Consider the following 22993-nt stretch of genomic DNA (forward strand, 5'->3'; position numbering starts at 1 on the left):
GGATCGCAGTAGGGCCTCGGCGGGTTCTGCGCTGACGCAACGCCCGGAGGGGACACGGCAACCATGGCGCGACCGCCGCAACGGGATCTCACCACTGGGCCGATCGGGCGCACGCTCCTGCTGTTCGCGCTGCCGACTTTGGGCTCCAGCATCCTCCAGTCGCTCAACGGGTCGATCAACGCGATCTGGATCGGCCAGTTCCTGGGCGAGCGGGCGCTGGCGGCGACGACCAACGCCAATATCATCATGTTCCTGCTGATCGCGGCCGTGTTTGGCTTCGGCATGGCGGCGACGATCCTGATCGGGCAGGCGATGGGCCGGCGCGACGTGGAGGCGGTGCGGCGGACCTTGGGCACGGCGCTGGGTCTGTTCAGCGGGCTATCGGTCGCGACGGTGATCGTCGGATTGCTGGCCGCGCCGGCCATATTGCGCCTGCTGGCGACGCCGGTCGAGGTCTATCCGCTGGCGCTCGACTATCTGCGGATCATCTTCATTGCGATGGTGCCGGGTTTCCTCACCGTGCTGCTGACCATGGCGCTCCGCGGCACCGGCGACTCGATCACGCCGCTGAAGTTCATGGCGCTGGGGTCGGTGGTCGATGTCGGCCTGAACCCGCTGCTGATCCGCGGCGTCGGGCCGATCCCGGCCATGGGCATCGGCGGCTCGGCGACCGCGACGCTGATCGCCAACCTCGTGTCGCTGATCGCGCTGCTGATCTATATCTACAGGCGCGACCTGCCCATCCGGCTGCGCGGGGCGGAGCTCGGCTACGTCCGACCCGACCGCACGCTGTTGCGGACCATCCTGGTCAAGGGCGTGCCGATGGGCTTGCAGATGCTGGTCGTCTCCACCTCGGCCCTGGCGATGATCGGGCTGGTCAATCGCTACGGCACCTCGACCACGGCGGCGTACGGCGCGGCGAACCAGCTCTGGACCTATATCCAGATGCCGGCGATGGCCGTCGGCGCGGCGGTCAGCGCGATGGCGGCGCAGAATATCGGCGCGGGCGCCTGGGAGCGGGTCGGGCGGATCACCCGGGTCGGCATCCTCACCAACCTGGCGCTGACCGGCGGACTGGTCGTGCTGCTGACCCTGCTCGACCGGCATGTGCTGTGGCTGTTCCTGGGCCGCGATCCCGGCGCGATCGACATCGCCGTCCGGATCAACTGGATCGCAGGATGGAGCTTCATGCTCTTTGGAGTCTCGATGGTGCTGTCGGCGACGGTGCGCGCCAACGGCGCGGTGGTCGGCCCGCTGGTGATCCTGGCGGTGGCGATGTTCCCGCTGCGGCTTGGCCTGGCGATGGGGCTGGAGGGCCGGTTCGGGTCGGATGCGATCTGGTGGAGCTTCCCGGCCGGCTCGGTGGGGTCGATGCTGATGATGATCGGCTTCTACCTGCATGGCGGCTGGCGCCGCACCCGGATGCCGGCAGCGCCCCAGGCCTGCGAGGAGACGGCGCTGGCCGAGGGGCAGCCGACCGGCAAGGCGATGCCGGTCGGATAGGATCCGGGGTTACGCCGCTGGCGGCGTTGGCGCCGGCGGGGCCATGACCTCGATGACGCCGGCGGCGATCTTCGCGGTCACCGGCGTTTCCGCCAGAAGCTCCCCGTCGATCGAGATCGGCAGGCGCGGCTCGGTATCGATGCGGATCGCCTTGCCGGAGAAGCTGATGGTGTCGTGATGCCGTTCCTTCATGCCCAGGAAGCTGGTCGCCCAGTTGCGGATCAGCGTCCGCTTGTAATGGCCGCGCACCGCCTGCACGACGATCTCGCCCGAATTGACCGAGGCTTCGTCGACCAGCCAGGTGCCGCCATGATAGGGGCCGTTGGAGATACGCACCTCGACCACCCGCATCTTGCGCTTGGTGGTGCCGTCGTCGACGTGGAGCGTGAACGGCTTGAACCGGGTAAACTGGAAGCCGGCCCAGCCGAGATAGCCGATCCGCCCGAACAGCTTCTTCAGCCCGTGCGGCACCGTCTCCGCGATCTGCGGGCTGAGGCCCATCGCCGCGCAATTGGCGAAATAATCGCCGTCGATCATGCCCAGGTCGATGCGACGGCGATGGCCGGCGCGGATCACCTCCACCGCGCCCTCGACGGTCAACGGGATGCCGAGCGTGCGCGCGAAGCTGTTGGCGGTGCCGAGCGGCAGCACCCCCAGCACCACGTCACGCCCGACCAGCAGGTCGACCAGCCCGCTGATCGTACCGTCGCCGCCGCCCAGGATGACCAGGTCCGGATCGCCGCGCAACACGTCGCGGACGACCGCCTCGAGCTTGTCGGGATCCTCAACTGCGCGCGCGTCGACCTGATAGGGCAAGCCCGCCATGGCCTTGCAGGCCCGTTTGAAAAGCTTCTGTCCTTTCCGGGACTTGGCATTGATGACCATGGCGGCGGAGCGGATGTCCCGCATATCGATACACCCTCGCAATGAACGCGCCTAACGCTTGCCGGGGCGGTCGCGATCCCCCAAAGCGACAATATGTCCGCCTATCCCGCGCTCCGCCTCCGCCGCACCCGCGCCACCGCCTGGAGTCGCCGCCTCCATGCAGAGACGGTGCTGACGCCCGCCGACCTGATCTGGCCGCTGTTCATCGCGGAAGGGGACGGGGTGGAGGAGCCGATCGCAGCGCTGCCCGGCGTGTCGCGCTGGTCGGTGGCGGGCATCGTGGCGCGCGGGCGCGAGGCGCGCGACCTGGGCATCCCCTGCGTGGCCCTGTTCCCCAACACGCCGCATCACCTGCGCAGCGACGACGGGGCCGAGGCGCTGAACCCCGACAATCTGATGTGCCGCGCGATCCGGGCGCTGAAGGATGCAGTGCCGGAGGTCGGGGTGCTGACCGATGTCGCGCTCGATCCCTATACGACGCATGGCCATGACGGGCTGGTCGACGCGGCGGGCTATGTGGTCAACGACCGGACCGCCGACGCGCTGGTGCGGCAGGCGCTGAACCAGGCGCGTGCCGGGTCGGACATCGTCGCCCCTTCCGACATGATGGACGGTCGCATCGGCCTGATCCGGACCGCGCTGGAGGGAGAGGGGCATGTCAACGTGCAGATCATGAGCTATGCCGCCAAATATGCCTCCGCCTTCTACGGCCCGTTCCGCGACGCGGTCGGCAGCCGCGGGCTGCTGAAGGGCGACAAGAAGAGCTACCAGATGGACAGCGCCAATGCCGAGGAGGCGCTGCGCGAGGTGGCGCTCGACTTGGACGAGGGGGCGGACACGGTGATGGTGAAGCCGGGCCTGCCCTATCTCGACATCATCCAGCGGGTGAAGGCGCGGTTCGGGGTGCCGGTGTTCGCCTATCAGGTGTCGGGCGAATATGCGATGATCGAGGCAGCGGTGGCGGCCGGGGCCGGGGAGCGCGACGCGCTGGTGCTGGAGACACTGATGGCGTTCAAGCGCGCCGGCTGTTCGGGCGTGCTGACCTATCACGCCGCCCATGCCGCGCGGCTGCTGGGCGCGTGATCGAAACCGAACGGCTGCTGCTGCGCGGCTGGCGCGAGGCGGATCTCGCGCCCTTCCACGCCATGGGTCAGGATGCGGAGGCGATGCGCTATCTGGGCCCGCCGACCAGCCGCGACGAGACGCGCTGGACGCTTAACCGCGCGCAGGCCTGCCAGGCCGAGCATGGCCATTGCCAATGGGCGATCGAGCGCAAGTCCGATGGCGCGTTCCTGGGGTATTGCGGGTTGAAGCCGGGTGACGCGCCGATGCGCGGCGAGATCGAGATCGGTTGGCAGCTCGACCGGCGGGTCTGGGGTCACGGCTATGCGCGCGAGGCGGCGGCAGCGAGCATCGCCTGGGGTTGGCGCAACCTGGCGGTGCCGAGCATCGCCGCCGTCACCGTGCCCGCGAACCGGCGGAGCTGGGGGCTGATGGAGCGGCTAGGCATGATCCGCTTTCCCGAGGAGGATTTCCGCTATCCCGACCTGACGCCGGGCGAGCCGCCGCGCGCGCACATCCTCTATCGCATCGCCCGGCCCGGCCTGTGGAAACGCGCCGCATGACGACGGAGCCGCGCGGCCGACTGGGTCGCTGGCTGTTCGTGCTGACGATCCTGACCGGATCGTTCCTGCTGTTCCTGGTCCAGCCGATGGTCGCGCGCATGGCGCTGCCCCGGCTGGGCGGCGCGCCGGCGGTGTGGAACTCGGCGATGCTGGTCTATCAGGCGCTGCTGCTCGGCGGCTATGCCTATGCCCATGCGCTGGCCCATGCGCGGCCGCGGATGCAGGCGGCGATCCATCTGGGGCTGTTGCTGGTCGCCGCTTTGTGGCTGCCGATCGGCCTCGCCGCGATCCAGATCCCGGCGGACGGGCAGCCGGCGCTCTGGGCGCCCTGGCTGCTGCTCGCCTCGATCGGGCCGCTGTTCTTCGCGGTCGCCGCGCAAGCGCCGCTGGTGCAGCGCTGGTTCAGCCTGGCGAGCGGCGGGCGCGACCCCTATGCGCTTTATGCGGCGTCCAATCTCGGCAGCTTCGCCGGGCTGATCGCCTATCCGCTGCTGGTCGAGCCGCTGATGGCGGTGCACCGGCAGAGTCTGTTGTGGAGCGCGGGCTATGCGCTCCTGATCCTGCTGGTCGCGGCCTGCGCGACGCTGCTGCCGCGCAGGGCGGGTGCAGGTCCGGGTTCGGGGGCGGGGGGCGCGACGGTGCAGCCGGTCGGCCGGCCCGCCGCCGGCCGGACGATCGCCTGTTGGATCGCGCTCAGCTTCGTGCCGTCGGGGCTGATGCTGGCGACCTCCACTTATATCACGACCGACATCGTCGCGATGCCGCTGCTCTGGGTGCTGCCGCTCGGCCTCTATCTGCTCAGCTTCAGCGTCGCCTTCGCCACCGACCGGTCGGCCGCGGACCTGCTCACCCGCATCGCGCCGATGACGATCCTGGTGTTCGGCGGCGTGATGATGGGCGGCTACCAGGCGCGCGCCGGCGTCAACCTGCTGGTCGCGCTGGTGCTGCTGTTCATGGCCTCGGTGGCGTTGCACACTGCGCTCTACCGTGCCCGGCCCGCGCCCGACCGGTTGACCGGCTTCTATCTGGCGATGGCGTTCGGCGGCGCGCTGGGTGGCGTATTCGCCGGTTTGGTCGCGCCCGTGCTGTTCGACTGGACCTATGAATATCCGCTGCTGATCCTTGCGGCCGGCGCGCTGGCCCCCTCGCTCTACCTGACCGGGTCGCTGCGCGGCATCTGGACCGGGCCGGCGCGGATCGCCGCCTATGCCACGGTCGTGGCGGCGATGCTGCTGCTGGTCCTGCTCCACGCCTATGGTCCGGACGGGCTGGTCGACCAGGAGCATCGCGGCGTCACCTTCGTCGTGATCGCGGCGGTGGGGCTCGCGGCGATGGGGCGGCGGCTGGCGTACGGCGTCGTGCTGGCGACCGCATTGATGCTGTTCGGCGGCTTCCGCTCGCTCGAACTCTCGGCGCAGCTGGGCGCGCGCACGCGCAGCTATTTCGGCGTGTATACGGTGCGCGGCACGCCCCGCATCCGCGAACTGGACCATGGCACCACCGTCCATGGCATCCAGCTGATTGGCACCGCGGCGCGCGAACGGACGCCGACCACCTATTACGCGCCCGGCTCCGGGGTGGGACAGGCGATGACCGCGCTGCCTGACCTTTATGGCCCGCACGCACGGGTGGGGGTGGTCGGGCTCGGCACCGGCACGCTCGCCTGCTATGCGCGGGCCGGGCAGGACTGGCGCTTCTACGAGATCGATCCCGCCGTGGTCCGGATCGCGCGCGACACCGGGCAGTTCACCTATCTGCGCCGTTGCCTGCCAGCGCCCGACATCCGCCTGGGCGATGCCCGCATCGCCATCGCGCGCGAGGGCAGCGCCGCGCTCGACCTGCTGGCGCTCGACGCCTTCTCGTCGGACTCGGTGCCGGCGCATCTGATGACGCGGGAGGCGTTCGCCAGCTATGCCCGCGTGCTCGCCCCGCGCGGTCTGCTGCTGGTCCACATCTCTAACCGCTATCTCGACCTGGAGCCGGTGGTCGCGGCGGTCGCGGATGCCGGCGGCTGGCGCGGCGCGGTGATGGACTATCATCCGTCGCCACTCGATCCGGAAGCCAGCGCCTCGCTGTGGGTGGCGCTGTCACGCGATCCGGCGACGCTGGCGGCGCTGCGGACCCGCCATTCCGAGTGGCGACCGCTGCGCCGGCGGGCGGGCTTGTCTGCCTGGACCGACGATTATTCGACGATCCTGCCGCTGCTCAAGGGTTTCTGACCGCCTCGGTTACCGGTCTTCGTGGACCATGTGGAGCGCCACCAGCCGGGCGAGCAGGGTCGCCGGGAAGAGCTGTCCGATCACCGCCTCCAGATTGGCAAGGCTGCGCGTCAGCGGCTCGGCCGGCACGATGTCGCCATAGCCGGTCGTGGTCAGCGTCGTCAGGCTGAAATAGGTGAAGGCGGCGGATAGGCCGTCGCCGCCATGATGGTGCAGGTCGGTGCCGGTGAAGGCGCCGGGCGCATACATGGCGATCGCACCATAGGCGATGGCGAACAGCGCCGCGATGTTGAGGTAGAGCAGCACCGCGCCGCGGATACGATGCATGGTGACCCGCCGCCCCGCCGCGAAGACGTGATGCGCCACCACGCCGGTCACCGCGCCGTTGAACACGAAGGAGACGAGCGCGATCGCCTCATGCTGCTGCACGGAGTCGAGCCGCAGCGAGGCGGAGACCAGATGCCCGGCCAGCGGCCAGGCGGTGAGCAGCGCCAGGCAGAGGAGCGTCACCATCTGCAGGAGCCGGTGGCGGGTCAGCACCGTCACGCACAGGATGGCGAAGGCGAGATGGCAGATGTCGAGCAACGTCCGCCCCAACCCGCCGCGCTGCGCCAGCGGGATCACCAGGAACAGCGTCAGGCATTGCAAAACGAGCAGGGCGGAGAGGCAATGGTCGACGCGCTGGTCGCGATCCATGATCCAATGCATGAATATCGGTCCGCTGACGATGAGGTCGGGCCCCTAGGCCCGACTTGCTGAACGATCAATGACCGACAAGAGAAAGGGCCGGCCTCGCGGCCGACCCTTTCGATCTTCGTCGATGACGCGCAATGCGCGTCAGAAGCGACCGCGGATGCCGACCAGCAGGGTGCGGCCCGGCTGATACTGGTTGAAGGTCGCATTCGGGAACTGGAAGTAGCTCGACTGCGCTTCCTTGGTGATGTTGATCACGTTGACGACCAGCGTCGGCATGTAGCTGTTGCCGAACACCTTGCCGAGATCGAGATTGCCCGAGAAGTCCAGCTGGCCATAGTCGCGGCCGAAGATCGCGGCATTGGGGATGCCGTTCTGGTTGAGGCCCGACGCCTGCGACCCCTCGTTGAACGTATAGGTCAGGCGCGCCGACAGGCCGTGCCCTTCATAATAGCCGGTCGCGGTATAGGTCGTCGGCGCGACGCCGAGCGCGATGGCCGGCGCACCGGTGCCTTCGCCCTTTTGATCGATCAGCGTCAGATTGCCCTGCACGCCGAAGCCGGTGACGCCGATATACTGGGTCAGGAAGTCGAGCGGCTGGGTGACTTGGAATTCTAGGCCGTTGACCTTGAGCTTGCCATTGGCGTTCACCTGCTGCTGCACCTGGACGAGCACCTGTTCCGGCGGGGTGCCGGCGGGCGCACGCGAGGCGAGGGCGAGCTGCTGCGCCTGGGTCAGCGTGGCGAACGTGATGCCATATTGCTCCAACGTCGAGAAGGGCACGGTGGTCAGGCCGTTGACAGTGAAGCCGGTGATCGACTTGCGGAACGCCGCGAACGCGATCACGCCCTCGCCGCCGGTGTAATATTCGAAGCCCAGGTCGATATTGTTCGAGATATAGGGGTTCAGCGCGTTGTTGCCGAGATTGCCGACATCCGCCGAGGGCGAGGTGAAGGACGCGCCGGGCAGCAGCTGGTTCGGGTCGGGCCGGGTCATGGTGCGCGAGATCGAACCGCGCGCCACCGCCTTGTTGCCGAAGCTATAGGCCAGGCTCGCCGAGGGCAGGAAGTTGGAATAGAGCCGGTTGGTCTCGGCAAAGGCGACGGTCACGGGATAGCAGGAGCCGTCCAGCGCGAAGTTGTTGGCGGTGGAGCCCGGGCAGGTCACGCCGTTCCGGGTGTTGCGCGGGTCGGGGATGCTGGTGCGGCCGCCGACGATCTGCTGCGTGCGGACGTAGCGGACGCCCGCATTCAGACGCAGCGTGTCCGTGTCGTTGACCTCGATGATGCCGTTGCCCTCGATGAAGGTGCCGGTCACCTTCTCGCGGATCAGGCCGCCATTGGCGCCGCTGGTCCCCGAGCCGGTCTCGGTCGCGCCGGCGAGCAATGTGTCATAGCCGGTCGCCGCCTTCACCTTGTTCCAGTCGACGGTGATGAAGCCATTGTCGCCGGGCAACAGGAAGGAGGGGACGAGCGCAGTCGGGATGATCGAGCCGGCATAGACGATCGGCTGGCCGCCAACCGTATAGCCGGTGCCATAGGCCGGGTAGGTCGGATAGCCGGCGGGCGGCACCGTGCCGGGCTGGTTGGCGCCGTCGCACAGCGGCTGGCGGTTCGGGCCAGGCAGCAGGACATTGGGGTTGTTGCCGCAGATCGCCGCGGACCAGGCATTGCTGTTGTCGAACGGGCTGATCCGGCGCGACGTGTCGTCATAGGCCGCGCCGACGCGGATGCTGAACCGCTTCTCGTCGCCGAACAACAGGCTGCCGCGTACGCCCTTGGTCTCGGTCCGGCGCTCCTCGCCCGACAGCTGGACGCGGCCGCCGCCCGCCCAGCCGAAATTGGCCGGGTTGTTCAGGTCGACATTGCTGGTGATCGTCGGGATGCCGCCATTGTTCTGGTAGGTGACGGTGGTGCCGCTGCTGGTCGGGGTAATGACCAGGAAGGTCGGGCTCTCGCGGCGGAAGTTGCTGCGCGTGTAATTGGCCTGCAGGTCGCCCTTGATATGGTCGTTGATGATGAACTCGGCGCCGGGATTGACGCCCCAATAGTCCTGGGTGTCCTTGTACGGCCGATATTCTAGGAAGAACTGCGAATTGGCATAGGTGCCGCCAGTGACGGTGCAGCCCGACGAGCAATCCGTCTTGTCATAGGTGGTGTTGAGCGGGATGGCCGCGCCGTTGCGCACCGCCCAGTTCATCGCGTTGCGCGAGAATTCGGTGTCGCGCTTGGCGTACATGCCGTCGATGTAGAAGTGGAACGCGTCGCTTGGCCGCCATTCGGCCGAGACCAGCCCGTTATAGCGGGTACGCTCGCCGATCTCGGTGCGTGGGCGTCCCAGGCGTGGCAGCAGGCCATTGTCGATCTGCTCGATCGTCGCGCCCGGATTGTTGCGCAGCAGGAAGGCCTGGTCGATGACCGTGCCCGGCGTCAGGCCGTTGCCGGCATTGACGGGCACCGTGCCGGGGATGGTGAAGTTGCCACCGCCGGTCGAGTTGCGGGTCGATGCGCTGTTCTGCGAGGCGGTCAGGTTCGGATTGGTCCAGCCGATCGTCTCGAAGCCGTCGACGCGGAAGCGGTTCTTGACCGCCGCCCCGCCGACGAGCAGGCCGAAATCGCCCGAGGTGATGCTGGCAAGCGCATAGCCGCGATATCCCCATTTGTCGGCGCTGCTGACCTTCGACCCCTGCAGGCCATAGCTGATATAGGGCTTCGGATTGTCGAACGGGCGGGCCGAGCGGAGGTTGACGGTGCCGGCCGCGCCGCCCTCGATCTGGCTGGCGGTGGGCGACTTGCTGACGGTCAGCTGGGTGAACAGCTCGGTCGGGATCAGGTCGAGATCGACTTCGCGGTTGGTGCTCTGCGCGTCGAAACGGACCGAGGCGATCGCGACCGGCGCGCCGTTCAGCAGGACGCGGGTGAAGTTGGTGCCCAGGCCGCGGATCGCGACGTTGGACCCTTCGCCCGTCACTTCGCGGCTGATCGTCACGCCCGGGATGCGGTTGACCGATTCGGCGATGTTGGTGTCAGGGAACTTGCCGATATCCTCGGCGAAGATCGTGTCGGTGAAGCCGATCGAATTCTTCTTGGCGTTGGTCTGGCTTTGCAGCGATGCGCGGTAGCCGGTGACGATGATGTCTTGGTTGCCGGTCGCGGAGGGATCGGCCGGCGCCTGGTCGGTCGAATCGATCTGGGTCGGCTGGGTGTTGCCGGCGCCGTCCTGGGTCTGCGCATTGGGCTCGGTCGTCGCGCTGCTGTTCGAGGAGGCGGTCGGGGCACCGGGCGTCGGCGCGACCTGCGCCAGGGCGGGCCAGGCCGATGTGCACAGCAACAGCGCCAGCGGCGTGTTGAGGCGACGCATTGGTGACGCGAGCTTCATGTCATTCCCCTCCTGAAGGCGGCCGTTCCATCCGACCTGCCATTTCTTCGATGACGATCATGTTAGCGATAACTGGCCTGACAGGTCAATCACTGTTGCCCGGCCAATATCTTTTATGAGACACACAGCACCGCAGCGACCGGGACGACCATGGCGCTTTACGGGCAGGAGAGGCGGACGACATGACTCGCAAGGTGACGACGACACTGGCCCTGATCGCCCTGGCGACGACGGGCGCGCTGGCCGCGCCGCCCGAGCTTCGGCGGCAGGGCGATGCGACGCAATTGGTCGTGCAGGGCCGGCCGATGCTGATCCTGGGCGGCGAGCTGGGCAACAGCTCGGCCTCCAGCGCCGCCTATATGGCCCCGCATTGGGCGCGGTTGCGGGCGATGCACCTCAATACGGTGTTGGCCCCCGTCGCCTGGGAGGCGATCGAGCCGCGCGAGGGGGTCTATGACTGGTCTTCGGTCGATGCGCTGCTGCGCGATGCGCGCGCGCACGACCTCAAGCTGGTCGTGCTGTGGTTCGGGGCGTGGAAGAACAGCATGTCCACCTATGCGCCCGCCTGGGTGAAGCGCGACCCGGCCCGCTTCCCACGCGCGCAGTTGCCGGACGGGCGCGGGGTCGACATCCTATCGGCCTTCGCGCCGGAGACGCTGGCGGCTGACTCCCGCGCCTATTCAGCGCTGCTCGCGCATCTGCGCGCGGTCGATGCGCGGCAGGAGACCGTGGTGATGGTGCAGGTCGAGAATGAGATCGGCATGTTGCCGGTCGCGCGCGACCATGGCCCGCTGGCGGACGCCGCGTTCCGTGCGCCGGTGCCGGCAGAACTCCTGTCTTATCTGACCGCGCATCGCACCACCCTGGTTCCCGAGATGCAGCATATGTGGGTCGAGCGCGGCGCGAAGACGGCGGGAAGCTGGGAGGAGGTGTTCGGGCGCGGCGATGCAGCAGCCGAGGTCTTCACCGCCTGGCACTATGCCCGCTTCGCCGATCGCCTCGCGGCGGCGGGCAAAGCCCGGTATCCCCTGCCCATGTATGTCAATGTCGCGCTCAACCGGCCGGGACGCGCGCCGGGCGAATATCCCAGCGGCGGCCCGCTCCCGCATCTGATCGACGTGTGGAAGGCAGGGGCGCCGACGCTCGACCTGCTGGCGCCCGACATCTATTTCGCCAACTTCGTCGAATTGGTCGACCGCTACAAACGGCCCGACAACCCGTTGTTCATCCCCGAGGCGAACAATGCCGACAGCCCCAGCGGGCCGGCAAATGCATTCTACGCGATCGGCGCCCATGACGCGATCGGCTACAGTCCCTTTTCGATCGAGTCGATCGACGAAGCGCCAGGCGCGCTGGCGCAAGCCTATGACGTGCTGTCGCAACTCACGCCGCATATCCTGGCGGCGCAGGGATCGGGACGGATGGCGGGGTTCAAGCCGGCCGAACTCTATGACGGCACGATCCTCTACGCGCCGCAGACCCGCGACATCGGCGGCTATCGCTTCACCATCGCCTATGCGGATGTGCAGCGCCCGGTGCTGGCCCCGACCACGGCGGCGGCGGGCGGACTGATCATCCAGATCGCGCCGGAGGAGTATCTGGTCGCGGGCCAGGGGATCACCGTCACCATGGCCCCGATGGGGCCGGGGCCGGGTCAGGCGGGGCTGGACAGCGTGTGGGAGGGGCGGTTCGATGCCGCCGGCCGCTGGCAGCCGGGCCGGCAGCTGAACGGCGACCAGACCCATCAGGGCCGCCACGTCCGGCTGGCGGCCGGCGAATGGCAGATCCAGCGGGTGAAGCTTTACCGCTACGACTGATCCGCGGCCAGGCGCGCCGGGTCGACCGGCGCGTAGTCCGGCACGAGCAGGTGGATGACGCCGAGCGCAAGGAAATAGGCGCAGCCGGCGACCGCGAAGATCGGGCCATAGCCGCCGATGCCAGCCAGGATCGTGCCGGCGAACTTCGCCATCGCCATGCCGCCGACTGCGCCGGCCAGCCCGCCCAGACCGATCACCGACCCGCCCATGCCGCGCGGGAACAGGTCGCCGGGGATGGCGAAGACGTTGGCGGAGAAGCCCTGGTGGCAGGCGCAGGCCAGGCCGATCGCCAGCACCGCCCACCACATGGAGGGGGCTTGGGCGGCGACGATGATCGGCAGTGCGAACAGCGCGCAGGTCGCCATTGCGGTCTTGCGCGCGCGATTGGCGCTCCAGCCGCGCCCCAGCAGCCGCGACGAATACCAGCCGCCCGCGATCGAGCCGATATCCGCCAGCACATAGACCGCGACCAGCGGCGGCCCGAAATCCAGCATCTTCACGCCATATTGCCGATTGAAGAAATCGGGCAGCCAGAACAGGAAGGTCCACCAGATCGGATCGATCAGGAAACGGCCGGCCATATAGGCCCAGGTCTGGCGCAGCCGCAGCAGCGTCCGCCAGCGCACCGGCCGGGCAGGCGGCGTCGGGTCCGCCTCGATCCAGGCCAGTTCCGCCGCCGACACGCGGGGGTGCCGGCGCGGGCTGCGGTAGAAGCCGAGCCAGGCGACCAGCCACAGCAATGTCAGCGCGCCGGTCGCGATGAACGCCATTCGCCAGCCGAACGCGATCGCGATCGCCGGCACGACCAGCGGCGTCAGGATCGCGCCGACATTGGAGCCGGCGTTGAAGATGCCGATCGCCAGCGCCCGCTCGCGCTGCGGAAACCATTCGGACGTGGCGGCGAGCGCGGCGGGAAAGGCGCCCGCCTCGCCGGCCGCCAGCGGCAGCCGCGCCCAGATCATCCCGCCCGCGCTGGTGAACAGCGCATGGGCGACATGGCCGATCGTCCACAGCGTGACCGCGACCGCATAGCCGATCCGTGCGCCGACCCGGTCGACGAACCGCCCGAACAGCACATAGGCGATGCCATAGGCGGCCTGGAAGGCGATGGCGAGATCGGCATAGCCCTGCTCGCTCCAGCCATAGCGCGCCTGAAGCTCGGGCTTCAGCGTCGGCAGCACCAGCCGGTCGATATAACTGAGCGCCACTGCCGCGAAGAGCAGGGCGCAGACGATCCAGCGCACCCGTCCGCGCGGTTTCTCGACCGGGGCGGGGGCAGGGGGCACGGTCTCGGTCATCCTGTCACCAGCTCCACAGCGTGCCGTCTTCCAGGCGGTTCACCGGCAGATAGGCGCGCTTGTATTCGTAGCCGGCGGCCAGGTCCTCGTCGATGTCGACGCCCAGACCCGGTGCCTCGCCCGGATGCATCGTGCCGCGGTCGAAGGAATAGGCGTGGGGGAAAACCGCGTCGGTCTCGGGCGTATGGCGCATATATTCCTGGATGCCGAAATTGGGCACCGACAGGTCGAAATGCAGCGCCGCCGCCATCGCCACCGGCGACAGGTCGGTCGCGCCGTGGCAGCCGGTGCGGACCTGGTAGAGGTCGGCGAGCGCGGCGATCCGCCGCAAATGGGTGATGCCGCCGGCATGGGTCACGGTGGCGCGGACATAATCGATCAACTGGTTCTCGATCAGCGCCTTCGCGTCCCAGATCGAATTAAAGATTTCGCCTACCGCCAGCGGCGCGGTGGTATGCTGCCGGATCAGGCGGAACGCGTCCTGGTTCTCGGCGGGCGTCGCATCCTCCAGCCAGAACGGGCGATAGGGCTCCAGGTCGCGGCCCAGCCGTCCCGCCTCGATCGGGGTCAGGCGGTGGTGGATATCGTGGAGCAGATGCACGTCCCAGCCCAGCGCCTGCCGTGCGGCGGCGAACAGTTCGGGCACGATGCGGAGATATTTGCTGGTCGACCAGACCGCCTCGGTCGGCAGGTCCGAGTCGGCTGGTTCGTAGAATTCCGGGTCCTTGCTGACGCCGTAGGTCGCGGCCATGCCGGGCACGCCGCATTGCAGGCGGATCGCCTTGTATCCCTCGTCTCGGTAGCGGATCGCGGCCGCGATCGTGTCCTCGATCGAAACGCCGTTGGCATGGCCATAGACCATCACGCTGTCGCGCGCCGCGCCGCCCAGCAACTGATAGACGGGCAGGCCGGCGATCTTCCCCTTGATGTCCCAGAGCGCCATATCGACCGCCGCGATCGCCGTCATCGTCACCGGGCCGCGCCGCCAATAGGCGCCCTTGTAGAGATACTGCCAGAGATCCTCGATCCGGTGCGCGTCGCGGCCGATCAGGCAGGGGACGACATGCTCGGATAGATAGCTGGCGACACTGAGTTCCCGGCCGTTCAGCGTCGCGTCGCCGACGCCGCTCGTGCCGTCGTCGCAGACGATCTTGAGCGTGACGAAATTGCGCCCCGGACAAGTGATGATGACGCGGGCATCGACGATCTTGGGCATGGCGCTTCGGTCCTGGCGGCAGGGATGACGGTGCGCCGCCACGAGGCGAGCGACGCAGGCAATGATTTTCGGGGAGACAGGCCGCGACCATGCGCCGGCCGCCGGCATGGCGGTCGCATCCTCTCCCTCGAATGCTGTCATACAGCGCGTTCGGCATTGGCCTGTCAACATGGACTCGACAGATTCCGCGCGGCCAGCGATGCTGGACCATTGCGCGACCCCACGCCTGGGATACAGATCGATCATGGAAAAGTCCGACAAGCTCTACCGACGCGTGACCGACGGCATCCTCCAGCGGCTCGCCGGCGGCGAGTTCCCGGTCGGCAGCCGCCTGCCGACCGAACGCGAACTGGCGGAGACTTATACGATCAGCCGCACCACGGTGCGCGAGGCGATGGTCGCGCTGGAGATGATGGGCGTCGTCGAGATGCGCAAGGGATCGGGCATCTATGTCGCCTCGCTGCGGATGCCGGGCGAGGGGGCGGAGACGCTGGATGTCGGCGCATTCGAATTGCTGGAGGCGCGGCGCAGCGTCGAGGCGGAGGTGGCGGCGCTCGCGGCCCTGCGTATCGACGACGAACGGCTGGGCGAACTCGACGCGCTGGTCGCGACCATGGCCGATGCGGATGCCGATATCGTGGCGAGCGAGCGGGCTGACCGCGACTTCCACCTCGCCATCGCCGGCGCGACCGGCAATGGCGCGTTCGTCGCGGTGGTGACCGACCTGTGGGCGATGCGCGACCGCTGCGATCTGGCGCGGACGATCCATCAGCGCGCGCGGGGCGGCGGCGAGATGCTGCGCGTCGCCGAGCATCGCGCGATCATCGCGGCGCTTCGCGCCCGCGACGCGGAGGCGGCGAGGCTGGCGATGCGCCAGCACCTGGACGCGGTGCTCGAGCATCTGCTCGCCCGCACCGAGAGTGAGGAGATCGAGGCGGTGCGCCAGCGCAACGCCAATCTGCGCGAGCGGATCTTCGCGCGCACCCATGCCGCCTGACAATTGTTGTTTCGGTTAGTCTGACAAGGGTTCAACGGACTGGACGAGCCCATTAAGGCGACAGGGATAGGCAAGTGATCCTAAAGCGTTGCTTGCCGATGCCTGGCTGAGGAAGCAGTGCGACGATGACGGTGGTGGATCAGGAACGGCAAGGCGCCAACCAGGCAGACCGCGAGCCGCCGACCGATCCCGCCCGATGGATCGCCGACCATGACTGGGCGGCCACGCCGTTGGGGCCGATGGTGCACTGGCCGGCAGCGCTGCGGTCGCTGGTCGATATGATGCTGCGCTCGCCCACCCCGATGGTCCTGCTGTGGGGCGAGGACGGCATCATGCTCTACAACCGGCCCTATGCGGAGTTCGCGGGTGGGCGGCACCCGCATCTGCTGGGCAACAAGGTGCGCGAGGGTTGGCCCGAGGTCGCCGACTTCAACGACCATGTGATGCGCACCGTGCTGGCCGGGCATGTCTTGTCCTATCGCGACCAAGAACTGACGTTGCACCGCAACGGTCGACCCGAACAGGTCTGGATGAACCTCGACTATTCGCCGATCGTCGACGATGCCGGCCGGCCGGTCGGCGTGATCTGCATCCTGGGCGAGACGACGGAGGGCATCGCTGCGGATCGCAAGCGTCGCCAGGTGGAGGAACAGGTCCGCGCCAGCGAGGAACGCTTCCGCCTGATGGCCGACGCGGTGCCGCAGATCGTCTGGATCACCGATGCCGAGGGGCGGGCGGAGTTCTTCAACCGGCAATGGTCGAATTATACCGGCGAGCCCTATCGCCCGACCACCGCGGCCGAGATCGCCGCCGATCACGTCCATCCCGACGATCGCGCCGAGACGATGACGGCGTTCGACGCGGCGCGCGCCAGCGGCGGCACCTTCCTGGTCGAGCATCGCATCCGCTCCGCCCGTGGGGAGTATCGCTGGTTCCTGGTGCGCGGCGAGCCGTATCGCGATCCGCTAACCGGCCGGATCGTGCGCTGGTTCGGCGCGTCGGTCGACATTCACGATCGCCGCATGGCGGAGGCATCGCTGCAGGAGAGCGAGGCCCTGCTCCGCCGATTCAACGACTCGCTGGAACGACTGGTCGACGAACGCACCGCCGAGCGCGACCGTATGTGGGAGGCGTCGCCCGACCTGTTGCTGGTGATCGATTTCGACGGCGTGTTCCGTCGCGTCAATCCGGCCTGGACGACGCTGCTCGGCTACACCGCCGACGAGCTGGTCGGGCATCACGCCAACGAGTTCGTGATCGAAGAGGATCACCGCGCCACGATCGACGCCTATCAGGCCACCGCGGCCGGCCGGCCAGCGCAGGTGGAGAACAGCATTCGCCACAAGGACGGCTCGCTGCGCCGCATCTCCTGGGTGGGGGTGCCAGCGGGCGAGATGACCTATGCCTCGGGCCGCGACATCACGGCGGAACGGGCGATGGCGGCCAAGCTTCGCGACGAACAGGATTTCGCCCGGCTCGCTTTGTCGGCGGTGGGGGGCGTCGGCGTCTGGACCTATGACATGGCCGCCGATCGCTATGTCTGCGACGCGGCGATCGTGGCGCTCTATGCCCTCGATCCCGCGCAGGTCGGTCAGGCGATCACGCGCGAGCAGTTCTTCGCCAATGTCCATCCCGACGACCGGGCGGCGCTGGCGCAGATCCTGGCGGAGGGGCGGGTCCGCGCCGGCGAGCTGGAGATCGAATATCGGCTGGTCCATCCCGACGGCTCGATCCGCTGGGTGCTGTCGCGCGGCCACACCTATGTCGATGCCGAGGGTCGGCCGGTTCGCCGCACGGGCATCGGCGTCGACCTGACCAGCCAGCGCCAGGTCGAGGAGCAGCTTCGCCAGTCGCAAAAGATGGAGGCGCTGGGGCAATTGACCGGCGGCATCGCGCACGACTTCAACAACCTGCTGACCGTGATTCGCGGCTCGGCCGAGCTGCTGCGCCGCCCTGACCTGTCGAGTGAACGACGCGAACGCTATGCCAAGGCGATCGCCGACACCGCCGATCGCGCGACCAAGCTGACGCATCAGTTGCTGTCCTTTGCACGGCGTCAGGCGCTGACCCCGGAGGTGTTCGATGTCGCCGCCAGCGTGCGGGGCATCGGCGACATGCTGGCGACGCTGACCGGATCGCGGATCGCCATCGACCTGGATCTGGGCGATTGCCCCTGCCATGTGAACGCCGACCGCACCCAGTTCGACACCGCGATCGTCAACATGACCGTCAATGCGCGCGATGCGATGGAAGGCGAGGGGCGGCTGTCGATCGCGGTTCGCGCCGCCGATCACATCCCGGCGGTGCGCGCGCATCCGATGATCCCCGGCGCGTTCGTGGCCGTGACCCTGACCGATACCGGCCCCGGCATCGCCGCGGACCGGCTGGACCAGATCTTCGAGCCCTTCTTCACCACCAAGGACGTCGGCCATGGCACGGGCCTCGGCCTGTCCCAGGTCTTCGGTTTTGCCAAACAGTCGGGCGGCGAGGTGGTGGCCGGCAACGCGCCGGCCGGCGGCGCGCAGATCACGCTCTACCTGCCGCTGGTCGAGACGGCGGCGACGCCGCGCGACGCTCGCGGGGACCCGACTGCACCGATCCCCTCGGGCGACGATCTGTATGTGCTGGTCGTCGAAGACAATCTGGAGGTGGGCGAGTTCGCGATCCAGGCGCTGGCCGAGCTCGGCTATCGCACGCGCTGGGTGGTGAGCGGCCGCGAGGCGCTCGCCGAACTGGCGGCCGGCGAAGCGGTCGACCTGGTGTTCACCGATGTGGTGATGCCCGGCATGAGCGGCATCGAGCTGGGCCGCGAGATTGCGCGCCTCTATCCCGGCCTGCCCGTGGTCCTGACCAGCGGCTATAGCGACGCGATCGTCCATTCGGGGGCCAGCGGCTTTCCGCTGTTGCAGAAGCCCTATTCGATCGGCGGTCTCGCCCGCATCCTCCAGCAGGGGATACGCAGCAGTGCCTGACGGGGGCACCCCCGCCTGGTTGCCGCAGGACAGTCCGATGGCGCGCTGGGTCTGCGAGCGGGACTGGACGGAAACGCCGCTCGGGCCGATCGAGCGCTGGTCCGCCAGCCTGCGCGGGGCGGTGTCGATGCTGCTCGACCAGGTGCGTCCCGCCTTGCTGCTGGTCGGGGCGGAGCGCACCGCGTTGTGCAACGATGCGTGGCACGACTGGCGCATCGGCGCGGCGGGGCGATGGAGCGAGCGCCCGCCCGCCGGCTTGGTCGCCGGCCTGGCGCCGGCCTGGGCCGGCGAGCCGCTTCGCGTCGTCGTGGACGGGACGGCGTGGAGCGGCGCGCCGATCCGCGATGCCGACGGGGCGGTGGTCGCGGTGCTGGCGACGGCGATGATCGCCGCGCGGGACGACGCCGATGCGGCGCGCGACGGCGAGGACCGGTTGCACCTAAAGCGGCAGATCCGTGACCGGACCGCCGAGCTGAAGCAGAGCCGCGACTTGCTTCAGGCGACGATGGATTGCTCGCAGGACATGATCCAGGTCTTCAACGCGATCCGCGACGACCAGGGGCGGATCGTCGATTTCTGCTGGGTGCTCAACAACCACACGTCCGAATATCATTATGGCGAGGTCCGGGGAGAAAGCCTTCTCCAGCGCAATCCCGGCGTGGTCGAAGCCGGCATCTTCGACACCTTTTGCCGCGTCACCGAGACGGGCGTGCCTGAACAGACCGAACGCCACTACGTCCATGAGCAGTTCGACGGCTGGTTCTACCAGTCGGTGGTGAAGCTGGGCGACGGCATCGCCACCACCACCAAGGACATCACCGCTTGGAAGGAGGCGCAGGCCGAGGTGCAGCGATTGCGCGACGCGATGGCGCAGGCGCGGATCGACGAGAGCAACGCCCGGTTGGCGGCGGTGTTCGAGGCTCTGCCGATGGGCGTACTGGTCACGGATGCCGCGGGACGGACCGTGATGACGAATGCCGAGCTCTCCCGCTTCCTGCCGAACGGGCTGATCCCGTCGCGCGATCCCGACGCCGCGCGGCGCTGGCGCGCCTGGGATGCGGATGGCCGGCCGGTGGCGGTGGCCGATTATCCGGGAGCAAGAGCGTTGCGCGGCGAGCGGGTGACGCCGGGTGTCGAGATGCTTCACACCGACGAGTCCGGACGCGAAATCTGGACGCAAGTAACGTCCGTGCCGATACGGGGCAAGGATGGCGAGGTAACCGGCCAAGCCGGCGTCATAACGGATATCGATACGCTCAAGCGCAATACCGAGGCGCTGCGTGCCAGCGAGGAACGCCTGCGACAGTTCGGCGACGCCTCGCAGGACATATTGTCAATTCGCGACGCGGTTTCGCTGAAGTGGCAGTATCTGACCCCCGCCTTCGAAACGATCCATGGCCTGTCGCGGGAGCGGGCGCTCGGCGGCGGCCATTTCCGTACTTGGCTGGCGCTGGTCCTCTCCGAGGATCGCCGAGCCGTGATTGCGGCGCTGCGCCGGGTGCGCGCCGGCGAGCAGGCGAGCTTCGACTATCGCGTGCGCCGGCCGGCTGACGGCGCGGTCCGCTGGCTGCGCGAAACTGGTTTCCCGATTCGCGGCGGTGACGGCGGTGTCGCGATGATCGGCGGGATCGGCAAGGACGTCACCCAGGCCAAGGCCGCGCAACAAGCCCTGGAGAAGCACGAGGCGTTCCTGACCAGCGCGATCGAGGTGGGCCGGCTGGGGCTGTGGGACTGGGACATGCGATCCGACCGAGTGCTGTGGTCCGACGAGCATTTTCGCCTGGAGGGTTACAGGGTCGGGGAGGTGCAGCCGAGCTACCAGGCCTGGGCCGCTCGGCTTCATCCCGAGGATCGCGACGGGGCGGAGGCGGACCTGCGCGCCGCGATGGCTGAGAAGCGCGAGTATATCCGCGAGTTCCGCGTCGTCCATCCCGATGGCAGCGTCCACTGGTTGCATGGCCGTGGGCGCTTCTTCTACGACGAACATGGTACGGCGACCCGGATGATCGGCGCGGTGGTTGACGTCACCGGGCGGCGCGAATGGGAGGAGCGGCAAAAGGCGCTGGTCAACGAGCTGCAGCATCGCACCCGCAACCTGATCGGCGTGGTCCGCTCCGTATCTGACAAGACGGCGCGCGCCAGTCGCGACCTGGCCGACTTCCGCTTGCGCTATCGCGACAGGCTCGACGCCCTCGCTCGGGTCCAGACGCTCCTGTCCCGCCTGGAGGATCAGGATCGGGTGACGTTTGACACCCTGATCGCGACTGAATTGGCGGCGATGACCGACCATCCCGACCGCGTGACTCTGGACGGGCCGGAGGGGATCAGGCTGCGATCCTCGACCGTGCAGACTCTGGCCATGGCGATTCACGAACTGGCGACCAACGCCGTCAAATATGGCGCGCTGGCGCAGGCAGACGGTCGGTTGACGATACGCTGGCGGTTTGAGCCCGCTCAGGGCGCTGGCCAGCCCTGGCTGCATGTCGACTGGCGCGAGTCGAATGTTACGATGCCAAATCCCACCGGAGCAGGCCATGGCGGGGGGACGCCCATCGGGACCGGGCAGGGCCGCGAGCTGATCGAGCGCGCCTTGCCGTACCAGCTTCGCGCCAGAACCTCATTCAGGTTGGAGCCGGACGGCGTGCATTGCACTATCTCCCTGCCGGTGTCGGCAAGCACGGGGGAAATGCGACATCATGGTGGACCGAACGCTTAGCGCCTGCCGCATCTTGGTTGTCGAGGATGAGTTCATGCTCGCCGACGAGCTGCACATGGTGCTGGAGGCGGCGGGGGCACTGGTGCTGGGGCCGGCGGGATCCGTGGCGGAGGCGATGCGCTGCATCGCGACGGCGACCACGATCGATGGCGCGATCCTAGATGTGAACCTGGCCGGCGAGCTGGTCTTTCCAGTCGCCGATCACCTGGCGGCGCTGGGCGTGCCGTTCCTGTTCACCACCGGTTATGACCGCTCGATCTTCCCCGCCCGCTTCATGGCGGCGCCGCATTGCGAGAAGCCGGTGCCTATTCATCAGGTGACGCGCGCGATCGGGCGGGTCATCCACGCCTGACGCGGGCGGGGGGTCACGCGACGACCCGGCCGAGTTCCTCCACGATCCGCGCCATCAGCCGGTCCGGCGTACCGAGCAGCACGGCCTTGTCGAGCACCGGAATATCGGCATAGATGTCGGGGATGGCGCTGTGGCTGTATCCGGTCAGAAAGGCGATTGGTACCGTGGCCGCGCGCAATCGTGCGACCAGGTCGAAGATCAGGCTGCCGCCCAGATTGATGTCGAGCAGGGCGAAATCAACCGCTGCGCCTCGGTCCAGCCATTCCGCCGCGTGCGCGACCGCCGCGAACGGCCCCGCCACGCGTGCGCCCGCCTGGCTCAGCATGGCGCGCAAATCATCGGCGAGCAGATATTCGTCCTCCACCACCAGGATGTCTAAGCCCGACAAGGCGGGGTCAATCATGGTTCAGCTCCACCTGCACGTCGATCATCTCCATCGAAAGGCCGCAAGATATGAAAGCGGTGTTAAAAAGCAATTCATTTACAGTTGTTTAGTCCGTTCGATATATCAGGGTTGACGGCGGCTCGAACGGAAGGCGTGGAGACGATGAAGTCGATGACGGCCGACCACGGACCCGACCAGCAGGCGGGGGACACGGCTGCAGCGGCGCCGGCCGATGCCGCCGGGGCGTCGAACCAAGACGGCTATACGCGTCACCGGTTGATGAACCTGATCGCGATTATTCGGTCGATCTTGCGGCGCACGCACGACAACAGCCATTCGGTCGACGATTTCGCCGCGCATTTCGAAGGCCGTTTCGCCGCGATCGCCCGCTACCAAGGCGTGATGTCGCATGGCGGCGAGCGATTGGTCGACTTGGAGGAGATCGTCCGCGACGAACTGGTCACCAGCCAGTGCCTCGACACCAGCCGCTGCGTCATCACCGGGCCGCTCTGCTATATCCGCGACGACAGTATCGAGGTGGTGGCGCTGGCGGTGCACGAGCTGGCGACCAACGCGATCAAATATGGCGCGCTTAGTCAATCGCGCGGATCGCTCCGACTCGTCTGGTCGCTGGCAGGGGACGGTGCGCTCCACTTCGCCTGGAGCGAAGGGGGCGTGTCGATGGTGGCCGGCGCGCAGCAGCTCCGCGGCTTCGGCCGCCAATATGTCGAGGAGGCGCTCCCCTATCAGCTCGGCGCGTCTACCAAATTTGCCTATCGGCCGGGCGGCATCCTCTGCGAGATGCGTCTGCCCACGCCCTGTTTCCGAATCGGGCAGGGTGCCGAGCCTGGGGACGATGATCCGGACTGAGGCGGACCGACCACGGGGCACCACCAAGCGTCCGGACGAATCCGCCGGAAAACCGCCGCCGGGTGTT

16 protein-coding genes are annotated in these 22993 nt (G+C 67.9%); 10 read left to right on the plus strand and 6 right to left on the minus strand.

Annotated features, from left to right (window positions below; genetic code table 11):
- Positions 1–63 precede the first annotated feature (63 nt).
- On the plus strand, positions 64–1503 hold the full coding sequence (locus GGQ96_RS05430; RefSeq protein ID WP_184112439.1) for an MATE family efflux transporter: 1440 nt from the start codon (positions 64–66) through the stop codon (positions 1501–1503).
- Positions 1504–1512: 9 nt separating this feature from the next.
- On the opposite strand, the gene GGQ96_RS05435 is transcribed toward GGQ96_RS05430, so the two are convergent.
- A complete protein-coding gene (locus GGQ96_RS05435; protein WP_184112441.1) occupies positions 1513–2412 on the minus strand; it encodes a diacylglycerol/lipid kinase family protein in 900 nt (299 codons plus the stop codon).
- A gap of 69 nt (positions 2413–2481) precedes the next feature.
- On the opposite strand from GGQ96_RS05435, the gene hemB reads away from it, so the two are divergent.
- The 3 genes from hemB to GGQ96_RS05450 are packed head-to-tail and all read left to right on the plus strand — an operon-like array spanning position 2482 to position 6232.
- Complete coding sequence (hemB, locus tag GGQ96_RS05440) at positions 2482–3471, plus strand: porphobilinogen synthase (protein WP_184112443.1); 990 nt, start codon at positions 2482–2484, stop codon at positions 3469–3471.
- Entirely contained in the window at positions 3468–4013 is a 546-nt protein-coding gene (locus GGQ96_RS05445; protein ID WP_184112445.1) for a GNAT family N-acetyltransferase, read from the plus strand. The genes hemB and GGQ96_RS05445 overlap by 4 nt, the downstream gene beginning before the upstream one ends.
- The gene (locus GGQ96_RS05450) at positions 4010–6232 is read left to right on the plus strand and encodes a polyamine aminopropyltransferase (RefSeq protein ID WP_184112447.1); all 2223 of its coding nucleotides are present in this window, start codon (positions 4010–4012) and stop codon (positions 6230–6232) included. Before GGQ96_RS05445 ends, GGQ96_RS05450 begins: the two co-directional genes overlap by 4 nt.
- 9 nt (positions 6233–6241) lie before the next feature.
- Here the strand turns inward: GGQ96_RS05450 and GGQ96_RS05455 are convergent, their stop codons facing one another.
- The gene (locus GGQ96_RS05455) at positions 6242–6940 is read right to left on the minus strand and encodes an ion channel (protein ID WP_184112449.1); all 699 of its coding nucleotides are present in this window, start codon (positions 6938–6940) and stop codon (positions 6242–6244) included.
- Between the two features lie 129 nt (positions 6941–7069).
- On the minus strand, positions 7070–10303 hold the full coding sequence (locus tag GGQ96_RS05460) for a TonB-dependent receptor (protein WP_246360185.1): 3234 nt from the start codon (positions 10301–10303) through the stop codon (positions 7070–7072).
- 182 nt (positions 10304–10485) lie between these two features.
- Between GGQ96_RS05460 and GGQ96_RS05465 the strand changes: the two genes are divergently transcribed.
- Positions 10486–12120: a GH35 family beta-galactosidase gene (locus tag GGQ96_RS05465; protein WP_184112451.1), complete on the plus strand. Its 1635-nt coding sequence runs from the start codon at positions 10486–10488 to the stop codon at positions 12118–12120.
- Here the strand turns inward: GGQ96_RS05465 and GGQ96_RS05470 are convergent.
- A complete protein-coding gene (locus tag GGQ96_RS05470) occupies positions 12111–13418 on the minus strand; it encodes an MFS transporter (RefSeq protein ID WP_184112453.1) in 1308 nt (435 codons plus the stop codon). The two genes, GGQ96_RS05465 and GGQ96_RS05470, sit on opposite strands and share 10 nt — an antisense overlap.
- Before the next feature lie 4 nt (positions 13419–13422).
- Positions 13423–14634, minus strand: a complete 1212-nt coding sequence (manD, locus tag GGQ96_RS05475) for a D-mannonate dehydratase ManD (protein ID WP_184112455.1) — start codon at positions 14632–14634, stop codon at positions 13423–13425.
- Between the two features lie 244 nt (positions 14635–14878).
- Here manD and GGQ96_RS05480 point away from each other — a divergent pair, with 244 nt between their 5' ends.
- The 4 genes from GGQ96_RS05480 to GGQ96_RS05495 all read left to right on the plus strand — a co-directional run bounded on the left by GGQ96_RS05480 (position 14879) and on the right by GGQ96_RS05495 (position 21671).
- The gene (locus GGQ96_RS05480) at positions 14879–15631 is read left to right on the plus strand and encodes a FadR/GntR family transcriptional regulator (protein ID WP_184112457.1); all 753 of its coding nucleotides are present in this window, start codon (positions 14879–14881) and stop codon (positions 15629–15631) included.
- Between the two features lie 125 nt (positions 15632–15756).
- Positions 15757–18603 (plus strand): PAS domain-containing hybrid sensor histidine kinase/response regulator, encoded by a 2847-nt coding sequence (locus tag GGQ96_RS21325; protein ID WP_184112459.1) that lies wholly within the window; start codon positions 15757–15759, stop codon positions 18601–18603.
- Positions 18604–18640: 37 nt separating this feature from the next.
- Entirely contained in the window at positions 18641–21319 is a 2679-nt protein-coding gene (locus GGQ96_RS21140) for a PAS domain-containing sensor histidine kinase (protein ID WP_221239832.1), read from the plus strand.
- Between the two features lie 34 nt (positions 21320–21353).
- Positions 21354–21671 carry a response regulator gene (locus GGQ96_RS05495; RefSeq protein WP_246360186.1) on the plus strand — a complete coding sequence of 106 codons (318 nt, stop codon included), beginning with the start codon at positions 21354–21356 and terminating at the stop codon, positions 21669–21671.
- Positions 21672–21684: 13 nt separating this feature from the next.
- Here GGQ96_RS05495 and GGQ96_RS05500 read toward each other — a convergent pair whose 3' ends face one another.
- Complete coding sequence (locus tag GGQ96_RS05500; protein WP_184112463.1) at positions 21685–22074, minus strand: response regulator; 390 nt, start codon at positions 22072–22074, stop codon at positions 21685–21687.
- A 144-nt stretch (positions 22075–22218) separates the two neighbouring features.
- On the opposite strand from GGQ96_RS05500, the gene GGQ96_RS05505 reads away from it, so the two are divergent.
- Positions 22219–22926 (plus strand): sensor histidine kinase, encoded by a 708-nt coding sequence (locus GGQ96_RS05505; RefSeq protein WP_184112465.1) that lies wholly within the window; start codon positions 22219–22221, stop codon positions 22924–22926.
- The last annotated feature ends 67 nt before the right edge of the window (positions 22927–22993 follow it).

It is taken from the genome of Sphingomonas abaci (assembly GCF_014199625.1).
GTDB classification, from domain to species: domain Bacteria; phylum Pseudomonadota; class Alphaproteobacteria; order Sphingomonadales; family Sphingomonadaceae; genus Sphingomonas; species Sphingomonas abaci.

Excerpts from the sequence above, each read along its gene's own strand:
- GGQ96_RS05430 (WP_184112439.1), top strand. The coding sequence starts at position 64 with ATGGCGCGACCGCCGCAACGGGATCTCACCACTGGGCCGATCGGGCGC.
- GGQ96_RS05435 (WP_184112441.1), bottom strand. The coding sequence starts at position 2,412 with ATGCGGGACATCCGCTCCGCCGCCATGGTCATCAATGCCAAGTCCCGG.
- hemB (WP_184112443.1), top strand. The coding sequence starts at position 2,482 with ATGTCCGCCTATCCCGCGCTCCGCCTCCGCCGCACCCGCGCCACCGCC.
- GGQ96_RS05450 (WP_184112447.1), top strand. The coding sequence starts at position 4,010 with ATGACGACGGAGCCGCGCGGCCGACTGGGTCGCTGGCTGTTCGTGCTG.
- GGQ96_RS05455 (WP_184112449.1), bottom strand. The coding sequence starts at position 6,940 with ATGCATTGGATCATGGATCGCGACCAGCGCGTCGACCATTGCCTCTCC.
- GGQ96_RS05460 (WP_246360185.1), bottom strand. The coding sequence starts at position 10,303 with ATGAAGCTCGCGTCACCAATGCGTCGCCTCAACACGCCGCTGGCGCTG.
- GGQ96_RS05465 (WP_184112451.1), top strand. The coding sequence starts at position 10,486 with ATGACTCGCAAGGTGACGACGACACTGGCCCTGATCGCCCTGGCGACG.
- GGQ96_RS05470 (WP_184112453.1), bottom strand. The coding sequence starts at position 13,418 with ATGACCGAGACCGTGCCCCCTGCCCCCGCCCCGGTCGAGAAACCGCGC.
- manD (WP_184112455.1), bottom strand. The coding sequence starts at position 14,634 with ATGCCCAAGATCGTCGATGCCCGCGTCATCATCACTTGTCCGGGGCGC.
- GGQ96_RS05480 (WP_184112457.1), top strand. The coding sequence starts at position 14,879 with ATGGAAAAGTCCGACAAGCTCTACCGACGCGTGACCGACGGCATCCTC.
- GGQ96_RS21325 (WP_184112459.1), top strand. The coding sequence starts at position 15,757 with ATGACGGTGGTGGATCAGGAACGGCAAGGCGCCAACCAGGCAGACCGC.
- GGQ96_RS21140 (WP_221239832.1), top strand. The coding sequence starts at position 18,641 with ATGGCGCGCTGGGTCTGCGAGCGGGACTGGACGGAAACGCCGCTCGGG.
- GGQ96_RS05495 (WP_246360186.1), top strand. The coding sequence starts at position 21,354 with ATGCTCGCCGACGAGCTGCACATGGTGCTGGAGGCGGCGGGGGCACTG.
- GGQ96_RS05500 (WP_184112463.1), bottom strand. The coding sequence starts at position 22,074 with ATGATTGACCCCGCCTTGTCGGGCTTAGACATCCTGGTGGTGGAGGAC.
- GGQ96_RS05505 (WP_184112465.1), top strand. The coding sequence starts at position 22,219 with ATGAAGTCGATGACGGCCGACCACGGACCCGACCAGCAGGCGGGGGAC.